At 69.5% G+C, this 23,664-nt stretch carries 19 protein-coding genes; 8 read left to right on the top strand and 11 right to left on the bottom strand.

Translation table 11 applies throughout. The features are described 5' to 3' along the window. Positions 1-604 precede the first annotated feature (604 nt). The 3 genes from ABT304_RS26060 to ABT304_RS26070 form a co-directional block, all read right to left on the bottom strand. The gene (locus tag ABT304_RS26060) at positions 605-1,879 is read right to left on the bottom strand and encodes an HNH endonuclease signature motif containing protein (RefSeq protein ID WP_350719661.1); all 1,275 of its coding nucleotides are present in this window, start codon (positions 1,877-1,879) and stop codon (positions 605-607) included. A gap of 407 nt (positions 1,880-2,286) precedes the next feature. After that, positions 2,287-2,541: a hypothetical protein gene (locus ABT304_RS26065; protein ID WP_160025267.1), complete on the bottom strand. Its 255-nt coding sequence runs from the start codon at positions 2,539-2,541 to the stop codon at positions 2,287-2,289. Then, on the bottom strand, positions 2,538-3,836 hold the full coding sequence (locus tag ABT304_RS26070; RefSeq protein WP_350719663.1) for a PspC domain-containing protein: 1,299 nt from the start codon (positions 3,834-3,836) through the stop codon (positions 2,538-2,540). Before ABT304_RS26070 ends, ABT304_RS26065 begins: the two co-directional genes overlap by 4 nt. Before the next feature lie 124 nt (positions 3,837-3,960). Here ABT304_RS26070 and ABT304_RS26075 point away from each other — a divergent pair, with 124 nt between their 5' ends. Beyond that, complete coding sequence (locus ABT304_RS26075; RefSeq protein ID WP_350719665.1) at positions 3,961-5,286, top strand: PspC domain-containing protein; 1,326 nt, start codon at positions 3,961-3,963, stop codon at positions 5,284-5,286. Continuing rightward, positions 5,279-5,926: a LuxR C-terminal-related transcriptional regulator gene (locus tag ABT304_RS26080; RefSeq protein WP_350719667.1), complete on the top strand. Its 648-nt coding sequence runs from the start codon at positions 5,279-5,281 to the stop codon at positions 5,924-5,926. The genes ABT304_RS26075 and ABT304_RS26080 overlap by 8 nt, the downstream gene beginning before the upstream one ends. A 2-nt stretch (positions 5,927-5,928) precedes the next feature. On the opposite strand, the gene ABT304_RS26085 is transcribed toward ABT304_RS26080, so the two are convergent. Next, positions 5,929-8,199, bottom strand: coding sequence for a SulP family inorganic anion transporter (locus ABT304_RS26085; protein ID WP_350719668.1), 2,271 nt, complete (start codon positions 8,197-8,199; stop codon positions 5,929-5,931). A 170-nt stretch (positions 8,200-8,369) separates the two neighbouring features. On the opposite strand from ABT304_RS26085, the gene ABT304_RS26090 reads away from it, so the two are divergent. Beyond that, positions 8,370-8,732, top strand: coding sequence for a hypothetical protein (locus ABT304_RS26090; RefSeq protein ID WP_350719670.1), 363 nt, complete (start codon positions 8,370-8,372; stop codon positions 8,730-8,732). A gap of 62 nt (positions 8,733-8,794) precedes the next feature. Continuing rightward, a complete protein-coding gene (gene pcrA, locus ABT304_RS26095) occupies positions 8,795-11,254 on the top strand; it encodes a DNA helicase PcrA (RefSeq protein WP_350719672.1) in 2,460 nt (819 codons plus the stop codon). Positions 11,255-11,471: 217 nt separating this feature from the next. On the opposite strand, the gene ABT304_RS26100 is transcribed toward pcrA, so the two are convergent. Continuing rightward, entirely contained in the window at positions 11,472-13,496 is a 2,025-nt protein-coding gene (locus ABT304_RS26100) for a M23 family metallopeptidase (RefSeq protein WP_350719674.1), read from the bottom strand. Positions 13,497-14,007: 511 nt separating this feature from the next. Between ABT304_RS26100 and sucC the strand changes: the two genes are divergently transcribed. The 3 genes from sucC to ABT304_RS26115 all read left to right on the top strand — a co-directional run bounded on the left by sucC (position 14,008) and on the right by ABT304_RS26115 (position 17,002). Then, a complete protein-coding gene (sucC, locus tag ABT304_RS26105; RefSeq protein WP_091052902.1) occupies positions 14,008-15,171 on the top strand; it encodes an ADP-forming succinate--CoA ligase subunit beta in 1,164 nt (387 codons plus the stop codon). A gap of 17 nt (positions 15,172-15,188) precedes the next feature. Next, on the top strand, positions 15,189-16,085 hold the full coding sequence (sucD, locus tag ABT304_RS26110) for a succinate--CoA ligase subunit alpha (protein WP_008364062.1): 897 nt from the start codon (positions 15,189-15,191) through the stop codon (positions 16,083-16,085). Positions 16,086-16,240: 155 nt separating this feature from the next. Beyond that, positions 16,241-17,002, top strand: a complete 762-nt coding sequence (locus ABT304_RS26115) for a LysM peptidoglycan-binding domain-containing protein (RefSeq protein WP_350719676.1) — start codon at positions 16,241-16,243, stop codon at positions 17,000-17,002. 50 nt (positions 17,003-17,052) lie between these two features. Here the strand turns inward: ABT304_RS26115 and ABT304_RS26120 are convergent, their stop codons facing one another. The 3 genes from ABT304_RS26120 to ABT304_RS26130 all read right to left on the bottom strand — a co-directional run bounded on the left by ABT304_RS26120 (position 17,053) and on the right by ABT304_RS26130 (position 19,378). Continuing rightward, entirely contained in the window at positions 17,053-17,955 is a 903-nt protein-coding gene (locus tag ABT304_RS26120) for a hypothetical protein (RefSeq protein WP_350719678.1), read from the bottom strand. After that, positions 17,948-18,457 carry a SigE family RNA polymerase sigma factor gene (locus ABT304_RS26125; protein WP_350719680.1) on the bottom strand — a complete coding sequence of 170 codons (510 nt, stop codon included), beginning with the start codon at positions 18,455-18,457 and terminating at the stop codon, positions 17,948-17,950. The genes ABT304_RS26120 and ABT304_RS26125 overlap by 8 nt, the downstream gene beginning before the upstream one ends. An 84-nt stretch (positions 18,458-18,541) precedes the next feature. After that, positions 18,542-19,378, bottom strand: a complete 837-nt coding sequence (locus ABT304_RS26130) for a helix-turn-helix domain-containing protein (RefSeq protein WP_350719682.1) — start codon at positions 19,376-19,378, stop codon at positions 18,542-18,544. A gap of 102 nt (positions 19,379-19,480) precedes the next feature. On the opposite strand from ABT304_RS26130, the gene ABT304_RS26135 reads away from it, so the two are divergent. Then, positions 19,481-20,077 carry an NADPH-dependent FMN reductase gene (locus ABT304_RS26135; protein ID WP_350719684.1) on the top strand — a complete coding sequence of 199 codons (597 nt, stop codon included), beginning with the start codon at positions 19,481-19,483 and terminating at the stop codon, positions 20,075-20,077. 4 nt (positions 20,078-20,081) lie between these two features. On the opposite strand, the gene ABT304_RS26140 is transcribed toward ABT304_RS26135, so the two are convergent. The 3 genes from ABT304_RS26140 to ABT304_RS26150 form a co-directional block, all read right to left on the bottom strand. Next, on the bottom strand, positions 20,082-21,464 hold the full coding sequence (locus tag ABT304_RS26140) for a dicarboxylate/amino acid:cation symporter (protein ID WP_350719686.1): 1,383 nt from the start codon (positions 21,462-21,464) through the stop codon (positions 20,082-20,084). Positions 21,465-21,578: 114 nt separating this feature from the next. Next, positions 21,579-23,081: a hypothetical protein gene (locus tag ABT304_RS26145; protein ID WP_350719688.1), complete on the bottom strand. Its 1,503-nt coding sequence runs from the start codon at positions 23,079-23,081 to the stop codon at positions 21,579-21,581. A gap of 1 nt (position 23,082) precedes the next feature. Further along, entirely contained in the window at positions 23,083-23,586 is a 504-nt protein-coding gene (locus ABT304_RS26150) for a SigE family RNA polymerase sigma factor (RefSeq protein WP_350719689.1), read from the bottom strand. Between the last annotated feature and the right edge of the window lie 78 nt (positions 23,587-23,664).

Below are 23,664 nucleotides of genomic sequence, written 5' to 3' on the forward strand. Positions count from 1 at the left end.
AGGGCGTCGATGCCGTCGGCTAGATCCTCGCGGGCATTCCTAACTGAGGCACCGACCACCTTTCGCGGGCATCTTGACATGAGGCACTACGGGACGGGCTTCGCCCGCCGGCTTCGCCGGTCGCCTGCGGCGATCCTTGACCCGGTGCGCGATCGAGAAGATTTGGCCTGTATCGGGTCGGCGGCGAGGGTATGGCGCAGCGGATTCAGTTGGGCACGGGCTTGGGGGCCGTGGACTGGTCGTGTGCGGGCGGGTCGTGCTTCGTGGGTGCCTTTGGCAGTGGGCGCGAACTTGTGAATCGTTCACAAGAGGGCCGTTGTTTGACCGGGTTGGGTTTGGTGCCGGTCGGGTCGCGAGGTTCCCACTGATCGGGAGAGTTCTCCACGGGCGTGGAGGTTCCCCACTCTCCGGAGGGTGGGGAACCTTGCGGCGGTGGGGATGTGTCCCCGCGAGTGCGGAGGCGGCGAGCGTGGGGTCCAGGAAGCTGACCGGAACGCTCATGCGGGCACTGGGTCGGGCGCTTCAGCGAGAGCTGACGACGGGTTGATGTTGGAGTCGTCGGGCCGAGGGGCAGGCCCGGTGGTGTGGTTCCTCGCCCAGCCGGTTAGGGGCGACGGGTGAACCTGATGGTGCCGTCGGGTAGACGCTCATGAACGTAGGCCGCGTTGTGCGCCAGGCGATGATGATGCGGACACAACAACGCCCCATCTTTCAGATCGGTCTTGCCGCCGGCGGCCCAGGGTTCGAGGTGGTGGGCGTCGCACCATTCCGGTGGCATGTCGCAGCCTTCGGCTTGGCAGCACTTGTGCTGGATCCGCATCGCCTTGCGTTGGATCGGTTGGAAGAACCTGCTGCCACGGCCGGCGTCGAGGACCTCGCTGTCGCCGCCGAGGACCCAGGGGATGATGGTGGCGTTGCACGCCATCCGACGTGCCTCGGCCGCGGAGATCGTGGCCCCGTTGGTCTCGTCATAACCCAACGTAGCGATGCCGAGGTCCTTGCGGAGCTCCTCAAGGCTGATCACCACGTTGACCACGGTGGCGTCGCCACCGTGACGGGGCAGGGCGGCCGGGTCGATGGTCTCCAACAGCCGCGAGAACCCCTGACCCATCAGCCGTTCCCACGGCGGCAACGGAGCACCCTTGCCGACCAACTGTTGCTTACGGGGCTGGGCCCAGGCCTCGACCAGCCGCTTGAACCGCATCCCCATCGAGACCGGCAGGACGCCGTCGAAGCCGATGGTGCCGTCGTGGTTGTCCCAGACCCGTAGGGCGGTCTTCTGCTGGGCACGTTCCTCTTCGGCGAGGAGTGCTTTGGCTTCGGCGTCGTCGAACCGGGCGGGGTCGATCTCGCGCAGGATCCGTCTCCCGATGATGCGGAGTTCGTTGGCGGTCAACCGGGTGGCGTAGTCAACGAGCAGTTTCTCGGCGAGGACCAGGTCTTCGCTGCTGGCGATGGGGTTGGTCTCGATCTTGTCGAGCGCCTGGGTGATCACCCGTGCCTTGTCCTGGGACACCACACCTTCGGCGAGGCCGGTGGCCACGAGGTCGTACTTCGCGACACTGGTCGCGAGTTTCACCTGGGAGCGAGCCACGCCCTTGTCGACCAAGAGGTCGGTCCGCATCCAGGCGGAGGCGTCCTTGGCGCCGGTCTCCTCGGCGATATCGCCAGCCGTGGCGAGGACTCGCAGTTTCAGTGCGGCTTGTTGGGCCTGGAGCTTCTCCAGTCGCTCGAGCAGGTCTTTCTTCTGGCCTGTGCGCCAGTAGGCGGGGTCGCTGGAAAGGAGCTCTTGGAGGGCGGTCTCGATGGCGGCCAAGGCAGCGTCGATCGCGTCGCCGGGGTTGGTGCCCCAGGGGTCGATCGAGCGGCCGAGACTCATCGCTGCCCTCTCCTCGGAGGTGTGCCGTGATGGGTCTGATTCTACGCTCACCGCCTCTGTCTGGCCACCTATTTTCCCTGATCAAACACTGTTTTCGCGGTGAGCGAACGACTTCGTTTCTGTGGATGGTAAGTGGCCCGAAGGGCCACCCTTCCACCCCATCAATCTCACCTGTCCGAGGCAAGATTCCGCTGCGCCACACCCGGGCCGCCGCCCCGATAGCCAGCCAAGTTTTTCTCGACGGGCGCCGGTGTCAAGGACCGCGAAGCGGCCGGCGAAGCCGGCGGCCGCAGGCCGTCCTTGACTCCGGGGTTCGGCGAGAAGACCCTCAAAGCAAGGGTCGGCGGCCCACCCCAACCAAGAAGAACGATCCCGCAGAGAAGACAAACGCGCCCCCGCGAAAAAAGTCAGTTCTTCCGAAGAAGCGCAGCAAGAAGCCCGATAGAGCCGCCGACGATCCAGGGAAGCGGAAGAAGCCAGCGAAGGTCCTCGACGCTGTGGATGACGACGGTCCCGCTGACGATCAGAGCCCAGACGACGACGAAGACGAGAAAGGCGAGACCCATGACCAGATGGCCGATGTTGACCGGGTGCCGGCCGGTGGGCTTCGGCGGCTGCGCCTGGTCCTCGAAACGCGGCGGCGGGGCGTAGTCGTAGCTCACGGGTTGCTCCTCTCGGCCGTTCCGACGAAGGCGGCGGCTCGGGGGTCGCTCTCCTCGAAGACCTTGATCGCGCCGACGTCAGCTGTGGTGGTCAGATGGAGGTCGGCGTCGTCGGCGAGACCGGGTTCGCTGCCTTCCTTCCCGGCGACATGGGTGCGGGCCAGGTTGAACCCGCCGACGTCGCTGCGGGTCTCGTCGAAGATCTGCGCCTCCCCGAGGGTGCCGACGGAGGCGTCGACGGCGACGGTGGCGTCGTCGGGGACGATCACGGTGATCTCGCCGAAGGAGCTGTCGATGTCGAGCTCGCGGCCGTCGAGCGTCTTCGCATCGATGGCGCTCATGTCCAGCGTGATCTCCCCGGCGTCGACCTGGTACGACGACTCCAGCATCGCGACGCTCCGCGGATGGGACTCGATGCTGCTGCCGGTGTCGATGTTGGAGGGGTCGATCATGGTGAGCGGCAGCGCGGCGAGCGCCAGCAGCCCGAGGAAGATCAGCCCGCCGGCCCGGCCCCAGAAGGCGCCGAGCACGAGGAAGCCACCGAAGACGGCCAGGAGCGCGGCCGGGTAGGCGCTGGTCGGGACCGGCGCCCAGTCGGCGACGTCGACGAGCCCGAGGACACCGACCACCAGTGCGGCGACCGCGATGGCGCGGCCGAGCAGCAACGGCGGGCGCCGCCGACCGGCCACGGTGACGGGCGCGCTGGGATCGTAGGACCCGGGCGGCCACGGCGCCGGAAGAGTACGCGTCGGGGCTGCGGGAACGTGCATGCTCGTGGTGGACGGAGACGAGGCGGGGGACGGGGGAGGTCCGCCGCGCTTGCGGCCCCACTTGCCGCGGTTGGCGTACCAGAGCGCGACCACCCCGAGCACCGCGAGCCAGAACCACGGCACGCTGGTGTCGCCGAACGCGTCGCCGAGCAGCGAGATCGCCGCGATCCCGCCGGCGATCCAGAGCAGGAGGTTGCGGGCAGGTGGTCCGACGGGGATCATCCCGTCCTCGGCACCCTCCTCGGGCACCAGCACCCAGGCCGCGACGTACACGATCCCGCCGGCGCCCCCGAAGAACACCGCCACGACCAGCAGCACCCGCACCAGCAGCGGGTCGACGTCGAAGTGGCGTGCGATCCCACCCGCGACGCCGGCGATGTGCCGTCCCTCCGGGGAGGCATGGGTCGTACGCCGCAGGCCACTGAGGTTGCGCAGCTGCTCGACACTGGGCCGGGCGCGCGCCTCGGAGACAGGCGGTGGCGGCTCCGGGTTGGGAGGCGGCGGCGCCTCGGGCGGGATCGTCACACCCCTACTCTGACTCCTCGGCACCCCGCAGACCATCAGGGACGGCCCTGAGTTCTCGACGAGCAAGGATCAGGGTGAATCCTCATGGCACACACCCCTGGTTGGTGTGACGATGGATGTCATCATGACGACAACCCACGCCACCGCGGAGCTACCGGAACCGCCCCCGGAGCGCACAGGCCCTACGGCTTCGGGCTCCGCTCCAGCGGTACGCCGCGCCTACCGCGACACCGACGCGTCGGTGATCGGCGGCGTGGCCGCGGGTCTGGCCGAACACCTCGGCCTCCCGGTGCTCGCCGTGCGTGCGTTCTTCGTGGTGACCGCCGTGTTCAGCGGCTTCGGCGTGCTGCTCTACGCCGCCCTGTGGATCTTCATCCCGGCCGCGCCTCTCCTCGAGCAGTCCACACCGGGCGGTGAGAGCGCGACCCGCGGCGGCCGCCGCCCCGCCGCGCGTTCGGGCGGTGTCGACAAGGGCCCGGCGATCGCGCTGCTCGCTCTCGGGTTCGGCGCCGTGGTGCTCTTCGACACCGTGCTCGGTGCCGGTGCGCTGATCTGGCCGGCGATGCTCGGCGTCGCCGGTGTCGCGCTGCTGTGGCGCCAGGCCGACGCCGCCCAGCGGGAGCGCTGGATCGACGGCACCGGACGCCTCGACCTGGTGCGGATGGTGTTCGGGAAGGGCGGTTGGCGGGCGTACGTCCGGGTCGGCGTCGGCGTCGGCCTGATGCTCTTCGCGGTGATCCTCGCCGGCGGCCAGCTCGACTTCGGCAACGCCACCGCACTGATCATCGCCGGGCTGATCGTGCTCGGCGCGGGCTTCCTCGTCGTCGGGCCGTGGATGCACCAGCTCGCCAGCGACCTGGGCAGCGAGCGCGAGGAGCGGATCCGGAGCCAGGAGCGTGCCGACATGGCCGCTCACCTGCACGACTCCGTCCTTCAGACCCTCGCCCTGATCCAGCGCAACTCCGGCGATCCCGCGATGGTGCAGAAGCTGGCCCGCGCCCAGGAGCGCGACCTGCGGGAGTGGCTCTTCTCGACCCCGGCCGAGGCCGACGAGACGTTCGCGGCCGCCCTGAAGGCGGCCGCAGCAGAGGTGGAGGACGCCCACGGCGTGACCGTCGACGTGGTGGTCGTCGGCGACGGCCCCTTCGACGAGACGGTGCGCCCCATCGTCGCTGCCACCCGTGAGGCGGTCACCAACGCCGCCAAGCACGCCGGCACCGGCCGGGTCGACGTCTACGCCGAGGCGACCGAGGAGGCCTTCGAGGTCTTCGTCCGCGACCGTGGAGCGGGCTTCGTCGTCGACGAGGTCTCCGCCGACCGGCACGGCGTACGCGACAGCATCATCGACCGGATGTCGCGCCACGGCGGCAGCGCTGTGGTGAGATCGTCTCCGGGAGAGGGCACCGAGGTGCGGCTGAAGCAGCCGCGGATGGAGAGCAACCATGAGTGAGGTCAAGGTCGTCATCGTCGACGACCATGCGATGTTCCGCACCGGCGTACGCGCCGAGCTGAGCCGGTCGCCGGTGATCCGGATCGTCGGGGAGGCGGAGGATGTCGACTCCGCGGTCAAGGCGATCGCCGAGGGCAAGCCCGACGTGGTGCTGCTCGACGTACATCTTCCCGGCGGGGGCGGTGTCGAGGTGATGCGCAAGGCGCCAGCCGTCGACGGCTCGCCGCGCTACCTCGCGCTGTCCGTCTCCGACGCGGCCGAGGACGTCATCGGCACCATCCGCGGCGGCGCACGTGGCTACGTCACCAAGACCATCACCGGCGCCGAGCTGGTCGCCGCGATCCAGCGGGTCTCCGGCGGAGACGCGGTCTTCTCACCGCGTCTGGCCGGCTTCGTGCTCGACGCCTTCGCCGGCACCATCGCCATCGCCGACATCGACGAGGACCTCGACCGTCTGACCGAACGAGAGCGCGAGGTGATGCGCCTCATCGCCCGTGGCTACTCCTACAAGGAGGTCGCCGGCGAGCTGTTCATCTCGATCAAGACGGTCGAGACCCACATGTCCAACGTTCTGCGCAAGCTGCAGCTGTCGAGCCGTCACGAGCTCACTCGCTGGGCCAACGACCGCCGCCTGCTCTAGTCCTAGGCCGGCTCCGGTGGGCGAGCCTCCATCAGGTGGGCGAGCTCATCGGTCTCCGCGTCGGTGAGCGTCGTGAAGCCCTCGCCGCGCAGGATCTGCAGCGTCCCGTCGGAGATGTCCAGGAACAGCCCCACGAGACGTACGTCCCGGCCTGCCAGGAGCTCCCCGAGGCGGTCGATCATCACCGCGACGTTGACCTGGGAGACCTGGTCGACCTCGCTCCGGCCGGCCGCGGCGGCTGCGGCGCCGACCGGATGCCCGGCCTGCCACTCGTGGATGGCCGGAGCGGCATGGCGCAGCCAGTCGCCGACCGGCCCGGCGGGCACGTCCCCGGCACGGGTGCTCTCCAGCGCGGAGGTGATCGCCCCGCAGCGGGAGTGGCCGCAGACGACGACGGTGTTGATGCCGAGGTCGTCCACGCCGAAGAGCATCGGCGCCGCGACCGAGCTGTCCGGGCTACCTGGCTCGGGCACCAGGTTGCCCATGGTGCGCACGGTCAGCAGGTCGCCCGGGCCGCTCGACGTGATCAGGTTCGGCACCACCCGGGAGTCGACGCAGGTCAGGAAGACCGCGTGCGGCTCCTGGCCGTCGGCCAGCCCCTCGTAGACCGGGCGCAGCGGTGCCGCGTGGCGGCGGTGGTACTCCCGCACGCCGAGGGCGAGGGGGTGGTGACGATCGGTGCGGTCGGCACGTACGTCCTGCCAGGCGCTCCACGGCAGCAGGCCGCGGGGGCTGATCGGCGGCGCCTTCAGCGCGCGCTCCCGGCGGGGTGCCTCCTCGCCGTGCGGTCCGGAGTGCTCCACGAGCACGGTGCCACCGGCTTCCTCGTAGCGGGCGCGCCAGTGGTCGAGCTGGTCACGGCCGGCCGGGTCGAGGTAGTCGACCAGGAGGTCGAGCTCGACGACCTGGCCCTCCGGGATCTCATCGAGCCTGCTCACCAGTGTCGGCGTCGCCAGGAACGAGAGGCTGCCGTGCACCTCGACCAGCCACTTCTCGCGGCCGTCGGCGGCCTGGCCGGCCATCCGTACGTCGATCCGCACGTGGACCAGGCGCCACAGCACCAGGACCAGCGCGGCCACGAGGCCGATCATGACACCTTCGATGAGGTTGAGCGCGAGCACTCCCGCGATGGTGAGGCCATAGATCCACAGCTCGCCACGGGCGTGCGCCTGGGAGATGTCGGCGGGCCGGACCAGGCCGGTGCCCATCATGATCAGCAGCCCGGCCAGAGCGGCGAGCGGGATCTGCTCGACGAGCCCGACCAGGACGAGGGCGAAGAGGAGCACCCAGACGCCGTGCAGGATCGCGGACACCCGGGTGCGGGCTCCGGCGGCGACGTTGGTCGAGCTTCGCACGATGACGCCGGTGACCGGGAGGCCGCCCAGGGCGCCGGATGCGGAGTTGGCCAGACCCTGGCCGACGAGCTCGCGGTTGAGGTTGCTACGCGGGCCGCCGTGCAGCTTGTCGACGGCGACCGCCGAGAGCAGGCTCTCGACGCTCGCGACCAGCGCGACGGTGAGCACCGCGCCGGCCACGGCGAGCGGAGTGCCCTCCGGCAGTGCGACCGAGCCGATCTCGTCGAGCAGGTCACCGCCGAGCTCGACCCGCTCGGCACCCGGCAGCCACGCAGCCGCGAGAAGGGTGAGCGCGACGACGGCCACCAGCTGGCCGGGCACCGCGCGGATCCGCTGCGGGAGCCGAGGCCAGGCGAGCAGGATGGCGATCACCCCGAGCCCGGCCAGGACGGCGTGGATGTTGGGTTCCTGAGCGTTGCCGATGATGTGCTGGACGTTCTCGAACGCGCTGGACTGCGACCGGCCGCCGAGGGCGACGTTGAGCTGACCGAGGACGATCGAGATCCCGATCGCGGCCAGCATCGCGCTGACCACGGTCGGAGAGATGGCCAGCGCGTAGCGTCCCAGCCGGGTGGCACCGAGCAGGACCTGGAGAACCCCGGCCATCACGGTGATGGCACAGGTCGCCTCCCATCCGAACTCGGCGACCGTCTCGGCCACGACGACGGTCATGCCGGCAGCAGGGCCGCTGACCTGCAGCGGGGAGCCGCCGAACAGGCCGGCGACGATGCCGCCTGCCGCGGCGGCGATCAGGCCCGCGGCGACAGGAGCACCGGAGGCGACGGCGATGCCGAGCGAGAGCGGGACGGCGACGAGGAAGACGACCAGCGAGGCCGGTACGTCGAAGCGGATGGACTGGCGGAGCTGGTCGAGCGGTCTGGACCCGCCGGTGGGCAGGGTCGGGCGAGGTGATGACACGTCAGAATCCTCCTTGCGGAGCCGAGAGCGATGGTGGCGGTCACGGTGAGAGTAGGCAGACACCGCCGAATTCCCCAAGGCGAATGTGACCAAAATCGTGTGATCGTTCGAAAACGTGCCGAAGCGGTACCGCGTGGTGGGCTCCGGAGCGGTGGCTCTAGTCTTTGCGCATGGAGATCGTGCGGCACATCCTGCTCGTCATTCACCTGCTCGGCTTCGCGGCCCTCTTCGGCGGCCTGCTGGTGCAGATCAAGACCCCTGACAAGGTCGCCAACGGCCTCATGCGCGACGGCTCCGGCACCGCGTTCCTCGCCGGGCTGCTGCTCGTCGGAGTCCTCGAGATGGGCGACGGTCCGGTCGACCACGCCAAGGTCGGCGTGAAGCTCGTGATCGGCCTGGTCATCCTCGGCCTGGTGATGTCGCAGCTGCGCAAGCCGAAGATCTCCGACGGGCTCTACTGGACGATCTTCGGGCTGACGATCATCAACGTCTGCGTCGCGGTCTTCTGGTCGTCCGCGCACGTCGCTGCCTGACGATTCCCACAGGGCCCGCCGACCCGCCCGTTGTCGGTGCCAGCCCCTAGGCTGGAGGCAGCATGAGTACGCCTGACCAGACCCCTGTCGCAACCATCCCCGGCCTCGAGGCCTTCGCCTCGGCGCAGCCGGCCGACGAGCCGCGTACGAAACGACGTGGCCCGAGCACGGAAGAGCTCCTCGACGGGCTCAACGAGCCCCAGAAGGCCGCCGTGCAGCACGAGGGTGCGCCCCTCCTGGTCGTGGCGGGAGCGGGGTCGGGCAAGACCCGGGTGCTGACCCGGCGGATCGCGTGGCTGATCTCGCAGCGCGGCGCGCACCCCGGCAGCATCCTGGCGATCACCTTCACCAACAAGGCCGCGGCCGAGATGAAGGAGCGCGTCGAGGCCCTGGTCGGCAAGCGCGCCCGGATCATGTGGGTCTCCACGTTCCACAGCGCCTGCGTGCGGATCCTCCGCAAGGAGATCGACAAGGTCGGACTGAAGTCCAACTTCTCCATCTACGACGCCCAGGACCAGAAGCGGCTGATGCAGCTGGTGCTCAGCGACCTCGACCTCGACCCGCGTCACTACCAGCCCGGCCAGGTGCTCAACTGGGTCAGCGACCAGAAGAACGAGCTGCGCGACGTCGAGGCGGCCGAGAAGGACGCGCGCAACCACCTCGAGCAGACCTATGTGGCGGCCTACAAGGAGTACCAGAAGCGTCTGCGCCAGGCGAACGCCCTCGACTTCGACGACCTGATCATGTCGACGGTCGAGCTCTTCCGGACCTACCCGGAGGTGCGCGAGGTCTACCGGCGCCGCTTCCGGCATGTGCTGGTCGACGAGTACCAGGACACCAACCACGCTCAGTACGCCCTGGTCCACGAGCTCTGCGCCGACCGGATGGACGACACCGCGCTGACCGACACCTACGCCGAGGAGACTCCGCGGGCCGAGCCGGCCGAGCTGATGGTGGTCGGCGACGCCGACCAGTCGATCTACGCCTTCCGCGGCGCCAACATCCGCAACATCCTCGACTTCGAGCAGGACTTCCCCAACGCGACCACCATCCTGCTGGAGCAGAACTACCGCTCCACGCAGACGATCCTCACCGCAGCCAACGCGGTCATCAAGCACAACAAGGGTCGCAAGGAGAAGGCGCTGTGGAGCGACGCCGGCAACGGTGATCGCATCGTCGGCTACGTCGCCGACGACGAGCGCGACGAGGCCCGGTTCGTCTCCGACGAGATCGACAAGCTGGTCGACGGTGGGCTCAAGGCCGCCGACGTCGCCGTTTTCTACCGCACCAACGCCCAGTCGCGTGTCTTCGAGGAGGTGTTCATCCGCACCGGCCAGCCCTACAAGGTCGTCGGTGGTGTGCGCTTCTACGAGCGCAAGGAAGTACGCGACGCCCTGGCCTACCTGCGCACCCTGGCCAACCCCGACGACCAGGTCTCGCTCCGAAGGATCCTCAACACCCCCAAGCGGGGCATCGGCGATCGCGCCGTGGCCTGCGTCAACGCGCTCGCCGAGCGCGACGGCCTGACCTTCTGGGACGCGCTGCAGAAGGCCGAGGACGCCCCCGGCCTGGCCACCCGCAGCCTGACCAACATCAAGGCCTTCGTCGCGATGGTCGAAGAGCTGCTGCAGATGGTCGCCGCCGGCGAGCGGGCCGATGTCATCCTGGAGACGGTGCTCGACCGATCGGGCTACCTCGCCTCGCTCGAGGAGTCCGATGACCCGCAGGACGAGACCCGCGTGGAGAACCTCGCCGAGCTCGTCGCCGTGGCCCGTGAGTTCTCCGACGATCCGGTCGCGGCCCCGAGCGCCGACCCGGCCGACGTCGACGCTGGCACGGTCGAACCCGGGCTCCGCGACTTCCTGGAGCGGGTCGCCCTGGTCGCCGACACCGACCAGATCCCCGACGACGAGGACGGCGTGGTCACCCTGATGACGCTCCACACCGCCAAGGGCCTGGAGTTCCCCGCGGTCTTCCTCACCGGCATGGAGGACGGCGTCTTTCCGCACTCCCGCGCCCTCGGTGACGGCACCGAGCTCGAGGAGGAGCGCCGCCTGGCCTACGTCGGCATCACCCGCGCCGAGAAGCGGCTCTTCATCTCCCGCGCCGTCGTCCGGTCCGCCTGGGGCGCGCCCTCGCACAACCCCGGCAGCCGCTTCCTCGACGAGCTCCCGGTCGACCTGGTCGACTGGCGGCGTACGGAGAAGGAGATGTCCTCGTGGGGCCGGCCGAACTTCGCCAACGACAGCTGGGGCGGTGGCCAGCGTCTCGGCCAACCCACCGCCGCCGGCCGCCGCAACTTCTCCTCGGCCGCGCTGCGCGCCGATGTCGCGGCCAAGTCGAAGCCGGCCCGTGAGGTGCCCTCGCTCGACCCGGGCGACCGGGTCACCCACGACTCCTTCGGCCTCGGCACCGTCGTCACCATCGAGGGCTCGGGCGACAAGCAGGTCGCGAGCATCGACTTCGGGGACACGGGGGTGAAGCGGCTGCTGCTGCGCTACGCGCCGGTCGAGAAGCTCTAGTCACGCCGAGTCGGCTCGTTCTGACGGGCCGACTCGGGGGTGACTGTAGATGACTACGCGCCGAGTCGGCGCAACCGCACGCCTCGCTCGCTTCGCTTCGCTCCAAGGCGTGCAGTTGCGCCGACTCGGCTACACACTGGGACGCGCTGTGCGCGTCAGGTCGCTCCAAGGCGTGCAGTTGCGCCGACTCGACTACACACAGGACGCGCTGCGCGCGTCAGCTCGGGTCGACCCCGTGCTCGTTGAGGGCGGCGTCGGGGTCGACGGCGTCACCACCACCGGGGCGGACCTCCACGTGGAGGTGGTTGCCGGTGGAGTTACCGGTCGAGCCGACGTAGCCGATGACCTCGCCGGGGGAGACCGTCTGGCCGACGGAGACGCCGTAGTCGCTCTGGTGGCAGTACCAGATCTCGGTGCCGTCCTCGAGGGTGATGATCGTCCGGTTTCCGTACGCCCCGCCCCAGGCGGTCTCGGTGACCGTGCCGCGGGCGATCGCGTGGATCGGCGTGCCATAGGGGGCCGCGAAGTCGAGACCCGTGTGGGTGCTGGACCAGTTGGAGCCCGAGGAGCCGAAGGTGCCGGTGATGCGGTAGACGCCCGCCGGGATCGGCAGCTCCCACATGTTGGACTTGAGGAACTTGTCCTGCTTGTCGGCCTGGACGTCGACGCCTTGGAGCGCCTTCTCGCGGTCGCTCGCCGCGGTGTCGGCCTCGGAGCGCTCGTCGTTACGGGTGACGGTCGCGGAGCGGTCACCGACGACGACCATGTCGCTGTCGCCACCGAGCGCGGTGGCGCCGACGAGGCGTACGTCATCGGCGGCGACCATCGTCGGACCACCGGTCAGCGCGATGCCGCCGATGGCGGCGGCGAGAGCCGCGGCGCCGGCGGTCAGCGGGACCGTCGGGCGGCCACCGGCCGCAGCAGCGGCGGCGCGCCGGGTGCGGGGACGGGTGGGGCCGCCGATGCCGACCATCGTGCCGGTGGTCTCGACCGCCGGGAGGTCGTGCAGCTCGGGCCGGTAGGTCGCGATCTCGCTGATGCTCGGCAGGTCGATGCTGCCCGTGTCGGCGCGGAAGTAGGTCTCGGCCTGCTGCGGGTCGCTGTGGTAGCCGTCGGCGTAGTCGTCCTGGTAGTACGCCTCGTGCGGCTGCGGCGCCTCGTAGTAGGGCGCGTCGACGGTGTAGGTCTCGGCCGGCAGGTCGATCGCCATCGAATCGAAGTCGATCTGCTGCGGCAGCGACACCGGCGGGGCCGGGAACGAGGTCGTGTCGATCTTGAACGACGTCGGCGGCGCGTCGAAAGCCTCCTGGAACCCGCGGGGCTCCTGGATCTCCGGCTCGTAGGCCGGAGCAGCCGGGGCCACCGGCGGGGCCGGGATCTGGCGGGCCTCGCGCACGGCGCGGATCTTGCCGGTCAGCGGCGCGAACGTGTTGGCCATCCGCAGCGGCTTCGGGGTGTGCGTCGGCTCGGGCGCCTGGAAGGTCGGCTCAGGAGCGACGGGAGCGACCGGGGCGACGGGCGCCACCGGCTCGGGAAGCACCGGCGCGGGAACAACCGGAGCTGCGGGAACCGCCGGAACGCCGCGCGGCGGCGTCTTGGTCGAGACCGACCTGCTCGACGTCGCCTTGGTCGGCGCGGGCTTGGTCGGCTGGGTCAGGAACATGGTGAGCTCGGAGGTCGTCATGCCTCCGACGCCGAGGTCTTCGAGCACCTCGGGGGTCACCTTGTCCGGGTCGATGCCCATCGAGGAGAGCAGGTCGGCCAGGACCGGGTCGATCTGGGCCGCCCGGCGCTGCACGGGCACGATCGGGGTCGCCGCAGGAGGCGGCGTCGGGAACGAGGCCGGGAAGGAAGGGCCGTCGCCCTCGACAAGAGCACGCAGCTCACCCGTCGAGATGCGGCCGTCGCGGGTCTCGTCAGCACGCGGGGATCCGACGACCGGCAGCTTGCCGGTCTGGTCGAGGACCACGCGGTTGGGCCGGGCCTTGGCGACCGGCTCTTCAGGAATCTCAGGGGCGGGGGATGGCTTCGCGGTCCCAACGGCGGGGGACGGCGCGGCGCGCCGCTTCCCGACGTAGGAGGTCGATCCGGTCGCTCGCGGGGCAGGCCTGGAGGCAGGGCTGTCGGTCGCCGGCGCTGCGCGCCGCTTCCCGACGTAGCTGCTGCTGCTCGTGGTTGCTCCGGGGGAAGGGGTGACCGAACGCGGACTGTCACTTGTGACGTCGGCTCGGTGGTTGCCCATCAGTTCATATCTCCGCTGTTCGGGGTCAGACGGCGAGCCATGACTGTAACGGACCGGAGGGCGCGGTCAAGAAATGTGGCACGCCCGTTTCGCTGATTTCACCTTCGGCGACGGCCGAATCAGTCGCTGATCTGCGTATTTCCGCCAGATTCGGAACTCGATTGCGGCATATTCATGTCACCCGAAACGCGTGTCTTCGGTCCATTTGAGCCTCGATACGGTGTCAAAACCGTCCGGTCCCCGGGTCTCGGACCGCGTCGTACGGGGTCAAACGGGGGTCACTACGTGCGGCTACGGTCTGTTACCCAAGGTTGCCGATTTGTTGGTATATGTCCGGTGTGTCCGGTCCCACGCCTCGCTAGTGGCATACGTCACGTCGTGTGCCCTGGGCTCGTAAGACCGGCTCGGCGGGGTCTATGGTGCTGGACGGACACATCTGAAGACGAGGGCGTCGACCGCTGATCCATGCGGTACGCCGCCCCGTACCGCAACACACAGACCAGGTGGATCAGTGGATCTCATGGAGTACCAGGCGAAGAAGCTCTTCGCCAAGCACGGCGTCGCCGTGACCGAAGGTGTCGTCGTCGAGACGGCTGAGGAAGCCAGGAAGGCCGCCGAGGAGATCGGCTTCTGCGTCGTCAAGGCGCAGGTCAAGGCCGGTGGCCGAGGCAAGGCCGGCGGCGTGAAGCTGGCCAAGACCGCGGACGAGGCGTTCGAGCACGCCTCGAACATCCTCGGTATGGAGATCAAGGGCCTGAGGGTCAACCGGGTGCTGATCACGCCGGCGACCCCGCCGGTGGAGGAGTACTACTTCTCCTTCCTGCTGGACCGGTCGAACCGGCAGTACCTCTGCATCGCGTCCGTCGAGGGTGGTGTGGAGATCGAGGAGGTCGCCAAGACCAACCCCGACGCCGTGAAGCAGATCGGCATCGACCCCGGCAAGGGTGTCGACGAGGCCAAGGCGCGCGAGATCGCGACCGAGTGCGGCTTCCCGGAGCCCGTCTTCGAGCAGGCCGTCGCGATGATCCAGAGCCTCTACACGGTGTTCACCGAGGAGGACGCGACGCTCGTCGAGGTCAACCCGCTGGCTCGCCTGGAGGGCGACAAGCTGGAGGCTCTCGACGGCAAGGTGTCGCTGGACGACAACGCCTCCGAGATCCGCCACGAGGACCACGAGCAGTTCGTCATCCGTGACGAGGAGGACCCGCTCGAGGCCAAGGCCAAGGACAAGGGCCTCAACTACGTCAAGCTCGACGGCCAGGTCGGCATCATCGGCAACGGCGCGGGTCTGGTCATGTCGACCCTCGACGTCGTCGCGTACGCCGGTGAGGCTCACGGCGGCGTCAAGCCCGCCAACTTCCTCGACATCGGTGGCGGCGCCAACGCGCAGGTCATGGCCGACGGTCTCGACGTCATCCTGAACGACGAGCAGGTCAAGTCCGTGTTCGTGAACGTCTTCGGTGGCATCACCGCGTGTGACGAGGTCGCCAAGGGCATCGTCGGCGCGCTGGACATCCTCGGCAACGAGGCCACCAAGCCGCTCGTCGTGCGTCTGGACGGCAACAACGTGGACCTGGGTCGCCAGATCCTCAGTGAGGCCAACCACCCGCTGGTCACCATCGTCGACACCATGGACGGCGGCGCCGACAAGGCCGCCGAGCTGGCCAACGCCTGAGGTCAGGAGAGAGAAACATGAGCATCTACCTCAACAAGGACAGCAAGGTCATCGTCCAGGGCATCACCGGCGGCATGGGTGCGAAGCACACCGCCCTGATGCTGGACTCGGGCGCTCAGATCGTCGGTGGCGTCAACGCTCGCAAGGCCGGCACCACGGTCACCCACAAGGACGCCCAGGGCGCCGACGTGGAGCTCCCGGTGTTCGGCACGGTCGCGGAGGCGATGAAGGAGACCGGCGCCAACGTGTCGGTGCTCTTCGTGCCGCCGGCGTTCACCAAGGACGCCGCGATCGAGGCCATCGACGCCGAGATGCCGCTGATCGTGGTCATCACCGAGGGCGTCCCGGTCCAGGACACCGCCGAGGTGTGGTCCTACCTGCAGGGCAAGGCCACCCGGATGATCGGCCCGAACTGCCCCGGCATCATCACGCCGGGCGAGTCGCTGGCCGGCATCACCCCGCACACCATCACCGGCAAGGGCCCTGTCGGTCTCGTCTCCAAGTCGGGCACGCTGACCTACCAGATGATGTACGAGCTGAAGGACTTCGGCTTCTCCACCGCCATCGGCATCGGCGGTGACCCGATCATCGGCACCACCCACATCGACGCCCTCGAGGCGTTCGAGAAGGACGACGAGACCAAGCTCATCGTCATGATCGGTGAGATCGGTGGCGACGCCGAGGAGCGGGCCGCGGCCTACATCAAGGAGAACATCTCCAAGCCTGTCGTCGGCTACGTCGCCGGCTTCACCGCGCCGGAGGGTAAGACCATGGGTCACGCCGGTGCGATCGTGTCCGGCTCCGCCGGCACCGCGCAGGCGAAGAAGGAGGCCCTCGAGGCCGCCGGCGTCAAGGTCGGCAAGACCCCGTCGGAGACCGCTGCTCTCGCTCGCGAGATCCTGCAGTCCCTCTGACGTACGTCAGTTCCTGACCGCCCCGCGACCGTCAAGGTCGCGGGGCGGTCGTGTTTTCGGGGATTGGTTCGATTGGGCGCGGGTGAGCGTCCGAACGGATTACTGTGACGGCTATGGCCAAGAGAATGAGGCGTTTGATCTCGGGTGCGGTCGTCATGGCTGTTTCGGCCTCGGTCGGCTCGTCGATCGCCGGGTTGGCCCCGGCCGTGGCGGCATCGACCCGGAGCGCGCACCAGAGCGTGGATCAGGCAAAGACGGAGCGGAAGACCCACACCGTCCAGCCGGGGGAGACCCTCTCCGGCATCGCCGGGAAGTACGGCGTCAAGGTCAGCGACCTCGTGACCTGGAACAAGATCGCCGACCCCGCCAAGATCCGAGCGGGGGCCAAGCTCGTGGTGAGCCCGCCCGCGAAGCCGGCCGGGAAGACGTACACCGTGGCGCCCGGTGACACCTTCTCCGGCATCGCCGCGAAGTTCGGCGTCGAGGTCGGCGAGCTGATGGCCTACAACGGCTACGAGGATCCCACCAAGCTGCTGGCGGGGAGCGAGATCAAGATCCCGACGGCGAAGCCGAAGCCGAAGAAGTACAAGGTCGTCGCAGGTGACACGTTCTTCAGCATCGGCAAGAAGTTCGGCGTCACTGCCGACGAGCTGATGGCGCACAACGGCTACCAGGACGCCACCAAGCTGCTCGCCGGCACGACGATCGAGATCCCGGTCAAGGCCGAGAAGCCCAAGCCCGAGCCGAAACCCCAGCCCGGCACCGGGGAGACGGTCTACACGACCGTCGCGGGAGACACCTACGCGAGCGTTGCCAAGAAGTTCCGCATCACCGAGGAGGAGCTGCGGATCTACAACGGCCACCGGGCACCGGACAAGCTGCCTCCCGGCTTCAAGCTCTACATCCCGCCGAGCTGATCATCGCCAAGACCCCGTCGTACGTTCGCCAGTTGGTCCCGTCGACGAGCTCATGGTGACGTACCCGAGCCGGCGTCCGAGCCGGTGGTCTGGCGGGTAGGCGGAGCGGCGCTGCACGAGTCGGCAGCGAAGATGCACATCTGCTCGACCAGCTGGACCGATGCCTCGGACACCATCGGAACATGCTGAGCGACCGCGTCCTTGTTCGACTCGCTGCTCTCACGGGTCGCGGCGACCGCGTTGCCCACCCGTACGAGCTGGAAGACGTCGGCCCCGATGCTGGCGTCGGCGAAGGTGTTGGTCCAGGTGACCGTCTCGCCGGCGCCCGGAGACTCGTCGGGGTAGGGCTTGTTCTCGGTCGCCATCTCCGTGTCCGGGAGGGGACCCTCGGTGGTGACGTCGGTGGGGCAACCCTCAAGCGCGTTCCGCACCTGGGCCATTGCCTGCTTGGCCTCGGTGTCGGTGTCGAAGAGCAGAAGCTCGCGCCGGTAGTGGTAGTCGGGCGCGGGATCCTCACCGGCCAGGCGATCGATCGACTGCGCGGGCCACGGGGTCTCGCCGCACAGCTCGACGCTGACTCCGTCCTGGCTCCTGGAGATCGTCGGCGACGATCCGTCGGGGTCGTTCACGATCCCGGCGAGAAGCTTGAAGTCATCGGGGATCTCGGTACGCCACCTGGTCTCGCCAGTCGCATCGGGGTCCTGCCCCCGGCTCGGTGTGGTCGTCGACGGCGACGGTCCGGTCGGCAAGGGTTCGGCGGAGTCGCGGTCCAGTGCGGCGACCGCGAACGGCGCCGCGATCGCTATCACCGCGACCACCGAGGTGACGGCCAGGAGCGCACGGCGACGACGTCGCATCCGGATGCCGAGCCGGCGTACCTCGGCAGGTGGCAGCGGACGCACGCCAGGCTCGTCGGGGGTGAAGGACTCCAGGTCCTCGATCGGGTCACGCATGGGTTGCTCCTCCCGGGATGTCGTCGGTGCTGGAATCGAGCAGGGCGGCCAGGGCGACTCGTCCCCGGGAGAGCCGGGCCTTGACGGTCCCTGCGGGCACGCCCGTCTCCTCGGCTATCTGCTGCACCGGCAGATCACAGATGTGGTGCAGCACCAGCGCGCGGCGCTGGGCATCAGGCAGCTCGTTGAGTGCTCTGATCAACGCCACCCGGTTCTCGTCAGGTGGCGGAGCCGAGACCGCCGGAGACAGCGCTCTGTCGGCCGGTCGCCGCCCCCGCTTGAACCGGCGCCAACGGCTTACGGCCAGCCGGTACGCGGTGGTGCGCACCCAGGCCTCGGGATGGCTGGCCAGCTCGAGCTGCCGCCGGTTCGACCAGGCCCGGATGAAGGCTTCCTGGACGCACTCCTCGGCTTCGTCCCGGTCCCCGATCATTGCGTAGATCTGACCGGTGAGCCTGGCGAAGCCGGCGACGTAGAAGTCGTCGAACTCCTGCTCGTCCATAACCGCCCCCGTCCTGGATGTCTTCTACATTCGCAGGGGATACGCCTTCGAGGCTGGGGAGGTTGCCTCCCTCGAGGGGAAATCTCAGACTGCGCGCAGGGCGCCCGAGCGGCGGCGCCGCATCGCGCCGAGGGCCTCGGCGGTGGCGTCGTCGGCCGGCATCAGCACCTGGATCTGCTGGTTGTCGGCGGCCGGGAGCTCGAGCTCCTCGACGTCGAACCGCAGCTCGCCGGCGTCGGGATGCAGCCAGCGCCACACGCCGCCGTGGGGCGGGTCGTGGCGGGTCAGCCGGTCGGTGAACTCCGGCCCCGCCTGCTCCGACATCGCCTCGACCATCATCCGCGCGGCGACCGGATTGGGGCCGCGGTAGAGGTTGGCGACCAGGTCGTCGGCCACCCGCGCCCAGTCGGGGAACGCCTCGCGGGCGCGCGGGTGGAGGAAGGCGTACGCCGTCAGGTTGGGCTCCGCGTGATCGAGCATCCCGAGGGGCCGGGCGAGCAGGTCGAACGTGGAGGTGTGGGCGAGCAGATCGCCGAGCCGGTTGGTGAGCACGGCGACGCCCGGCTCGAACTGCTCCACCAGGGCGCGTGCGCCGGGGCGTACGTCACGGCCGGAGGAGAACGGTCCGACGCACTGGCCGCTGGAGGCCATCGCGAGGGTGCGCAGGTGCTCGTGGGCGGCGGCGTCGAAGCGGAGCGCGTCACCGATCGCCCGCAGGACCTGCGGGGAGGGGTGACGGTCGCGGCCCTGCTCGATCCGGACCAGGTACTCGACGCTGATCCCGGCCAGCGTGGCCAGCTCGGAGCGCCGCAGACCGGGGGCCCGGCGACGTACGCCTTCCGGGAGGCCGACGCTCTCCGGGGTGGTCTGGTCGCGGCGGTCCCGGATGAACGAGCCGAGGGCTCCCGCGTTGGCTGGCATGCCGTCAAGCCTACGGGCCGGACGGGCGGTCAGGGTGGCCCTGCTGGGGCCAGCCTCGGCTCGGTCTCCCGACGCTCGCCGATCGGCGTGAACCTGGACGGCATGACCCAACCACTACGTATTGCAGTCATCACCGCCAGCGTCCGAGAAGGCCGCGGCGGTCCGATCTTCGGCTCCTGGATGGCCGAGCAGGCCGAGGCGTACGGCGGTCTCGACGTCGAGCTGATCGACCTGGCCGACCATGAGATCCCGCTGTCCCTGCCCGCCGAGTCACCGAAGGCGGCCGGCGACGACTACCCGCGACCGGAGGGCCAGGCCGACCTGACCGACGCCCTCGCCGCGGCCGCGGGCTTCGTCATCGTCACTCCGGAGTACAACCACAGCTATCCGGCCTCGCTGAAGTCGGCGCTGGACTGGCACTTCACCCAGTGGCAGGCCAAGCCGGTCGCTCTCGTCTCCTACGGTGGCGACAGCGGCGGTCGCCACGCCGCCCTCCACCTGGAGAACGTGCTCACGGAGCTGCACGCCCACCCGCTCCAGGCGCGCCTCGCCTTCCCGCGCTACTGGGAGCGCCTCGACGAGAACGGTCGCCCCAACGACCCGGACTCGGCCGTCTACGCCAAGGGCATGCTCGCCCAGCTCACCTGGTGGGCCGAGGCCCTGCGGGCCGCGCGTGGCGACGCGCCCTATCCCGGGTGAGACGTCAGGCGGCGACCGTCTCCTTGACGGGCTCGTCGTCCGTCAGCAGCCCCTTCGCGGAGGCGGAGCGGTAGCGGTCGACGTCGAGGATGCCCTCGCGCTTGGCCACGATGGTCGGCACGAGCGCCTGCCCGGCAACGTTGACGGCGGTACGTCCCATGTCGAGGATCGGGTCGATCGCGAGCAGCAGGCCGACGCCGGCCAGCGGCAGGCCGAGGGTCGAGAGCGTGAGCGTCAGCATCACGACGGCGCCGGTGAGGCCCGCGGTGGCGGCCGAGCCGACGACCGAGACGAACGCGATCAGCAGGTAGTCGGTGATGCCGAGGTCGATCCCGAAGATCTGGGCGACGAAGATCGCCGAGATGGCCGGGTAGATCGACGCGCAGCCGTCCATCTTCGTGGTCGAGCCCAGCGGGACGGCGAACGAGGCGTACTCCTGCGGGACGCCGAGGTTCTTGACCGTCACCTGCTCGGTCACGGGCATGGTGCCCACCGAGGAGCGCGAGACGAAGGCGAGCTGGATCGCCGGCCAGGCACCGCGGAAGTACGCCAGCGGGTTGAGGCCGTTGACCCGCAGCAGCACCGGGTAGACGACGAACAGGACCAGTGCCAGGCCGACGTAGACGGCCACCGCGAACCAGGCCAGGGAGCTCAGCGAGTCCCAGCCGTAGGACGCGACCGCGTTGCCGATCAGGCCGAGGGTGCCGATCGGTGCCAGCCGGATGATCCACCACAGCACCTTCTGCACGATGGCGAGGAAGGAGCGGTTGAGGGCGAGGAACGGCTCGGCCTTCTCGCCGGTCTTGAGTGCCGCGATGCCGATCGCGAGGGCGACCACCAGGACCTGGAGGACGTTGAAGCTCAGCGCGGTCTCCGCGAGCGGGCTCCCGCCGACCTGCTCGACGCTGGTCGATGCCTGGAGGCCGAGGAAGTTGCCGGGAATCAGGCCCTGGAGGAAGTCGAGCCACGAGGCGGATGCGCCGGCCTCGGCCGCGTCGGAGGTGCTGACCGCGGTGTTGCTGCCGGGCCGGAAGAGCAGCCCCAGGCCGATGCCGATGGCGACCGAGATCGCCGCGGTGATGGCGAACCACAGCAGCGTCTGGCCCGCGAGCCGAGCCGCGTTGCTGACCGTACGCAGGTTGGCGATCGAGGCGATGATGGCGGTGAAGATCAGCGGTACGACGACGGCCTTGAGCAGTGAGACGAACGAGTCGCCGATCGTGGCCAGCGTCGTCGTCAGCCAGTTGGCCTCGTCGCCCGCCCCGGGGCCGATCGCTCGCGCGACCGCGCCGAGGGCGACGCCGAGGACGAGGCCCAGGATGATCTGGACCGAGAAGGACGGAAGGCGCAACCGCCGCCTGGCGGGTGCAGTGGGGGCGGTGGACACGAGAGGGCTACTCCAAGGTCGACGCGGTTCGGGGCTCTGAACTGCCCGAACGCCTGGGCCCGTACGTGTCTTCCCTCTGTGCGCGCGTTGTGACAGGAGTCTCCCGACCCGCTGTCAGCGCAGGTCGCTGATCCCGGCCGTGACCGCCGCCTTCTCGATCGCGAGGATCCGGCCGGGCCACGAGTCGGGCTGGTCGGGCTGATAGCACGGGTCGTCCTTGTCGCCGGTGCTCGGCGGGCAGGGGCCGGCGAGCTCGGCGTAGCCGACCAGGACGAGCCGGGTCTCGTACTCCGCGACCAGCTCGGTCTCGAACCAGATGCTGTCGCCGCCATCCAGGCCCGGGTAGGTCGCCTGTGAGCGTGCCGCGCGCTTCGGCCCGGCATCGAGGTCGGCGCTGACGTCCATGGGCAGCGCGGTGACGTCCGGGTCGACCCCGAGCTTGTTGGCCGGGCAGACCTCCATCCACTCCATGACCTCGTTGTACGCAGCGCCGGCGGCGTTCGCGTCGGCGAACTCCAGCACGGCGACGTGGACCTGCCCGACCATGGCGCTGTCGGTGTCCCAGCGGTAGTCGGAGGCAACCTTCGCCGAGGCACCGAGCGAGGAGAGCCATTCCTTCTGGCAGGCGAGGGTCGGTACGTCGGGGGTGGGCGTGTACTGGTTCCAGCCGAGCGGGCTCTCGAAGCGGTCGAGAGCGGGGAGGGTGCTGCCGTCGACCAGGTTGGCGGCGCTGAGACCGTCCGCAGCCGGCGATTCGGTCTCCGTCGGCTCCTCGGACGGCCCGCTCGGGGGCGTGGCGCCGACCATCCGGTAGGCGGCGTTGACGGCGGAGGTCTGCAGGGTGGTCGGTGAGACGTAATCCTGCACGCCCCGCTTCCGGGTCATCACCAGCACCCGGTCCTCGGCGGAGAGGACGGCCGTCGCGGTCTCCCAGACCGCGTTCATCTCGGGGTCCTCGGGCTGGTACGTCACCACGTCGATGCTGCCGCTCGAGACGACGCCGCCCTCGACCGGCAGCGTGCCGGCGAGCTCCGCCCCGTCCACGCCGGTGCAGGAGATCGCGGCGTCGGAGAGGTCGACGCTCACCTTGTCGGCCTCGGCGGCCGAGTCGAACTCGGCGACGACGGCCTTCAGCGTGCCGGCGGCGTCAGCCATCTCCTCCCCGGGCTTCGCGACGAAGTCGCGGCGGAACGTCGCCTGGGCACCCGCGTCGCCCAGCGACTCGGTCAGGCAGTCGTTGTAGGCGTCGGTGCCCTCGCCGTCGTAGGTCTGCTCCTGGACCCAGGCCGGATAGGGGTCGTCGGCGACGAGGTCGTCCGCGATCGGCAGGTTGGCTCGGCTGAGATCGGACGCCGATGCAGAGGCGGACGCGCTGGGTGCGGCCGCGCTGTCGCTCGGTGCCGGGGCGGGGTCGATGCCCTTGTCGCCGAGTCCGGTGGAGAGGAAGATGATCGGCCCTGCGACGACCGCGGCCACGGCGACCGCGCTCGCGGTCACGACGGCACGACGGCGGCGCCGGATCTGGTCGCCTCGCCTCCGTGCCTCGGCTGCGGAGCTCATCGGGGCCCCGGGGGCATCGGCGCGGAACTGGTCCAGACGCGAGATCGGGTCACTCATCTCAGGCCTCCTTCCAGACGGCGCCGGGATTGTCCTCGGCGAGCAGCTCCGCGAGAGCGGCTCGTCCTCGAGCCAGGCGGGCTTTGATGGTCCCGGTGGGCGCGCCGACCTCGGCGGCCACCTGATGGACCGGCAGATCGGCGATGTGGTGCAGGACGATGGCCTGGCGCTGCGCCTCGGGGAGCTTCTTGAGGGCCGCGACGAGAGCCACGTGGGACTCGTCGACCGCCGGCATCTCCGTGCGGGCTCCGACGGCTCTGTCGGCGGCCCTCCCGGCGTACTTCTTCCGGCGCCAGCGGCCGACCGCGAGACGGTAGGCGGTGGTGCGGACCCAGGCTTCGGGGTAGTCGACCGAGGACATCTTGCGCCGGTGCGCCCAGGCACGGGCGAACGCCTCCTGGACGCACTCCGCAGCCTCGTCGAAGTCGCCGATCATGGCATACAGCTGAGCACACAAGCGGCGGTACGACGCGTTGTAGAGCGCGTCGAACTCGTCCTCGTCCATCGTTCGCCTCCCCGGCTGGCTTTCCCTGACTGTTGCCCGTGCGCCAGTGTCTGCGGTGGCCTGTGCGAGCGTAAAGGT

It is taken from the genome of Nocardioides sp. NPDC000445, assembly GCF_040300245.1.
Classification (GTDB): Bacteria; Actinomycetota; Actinomycetes; order Propionibacteriales; family Nocardioidaceae; genus Nocardioides.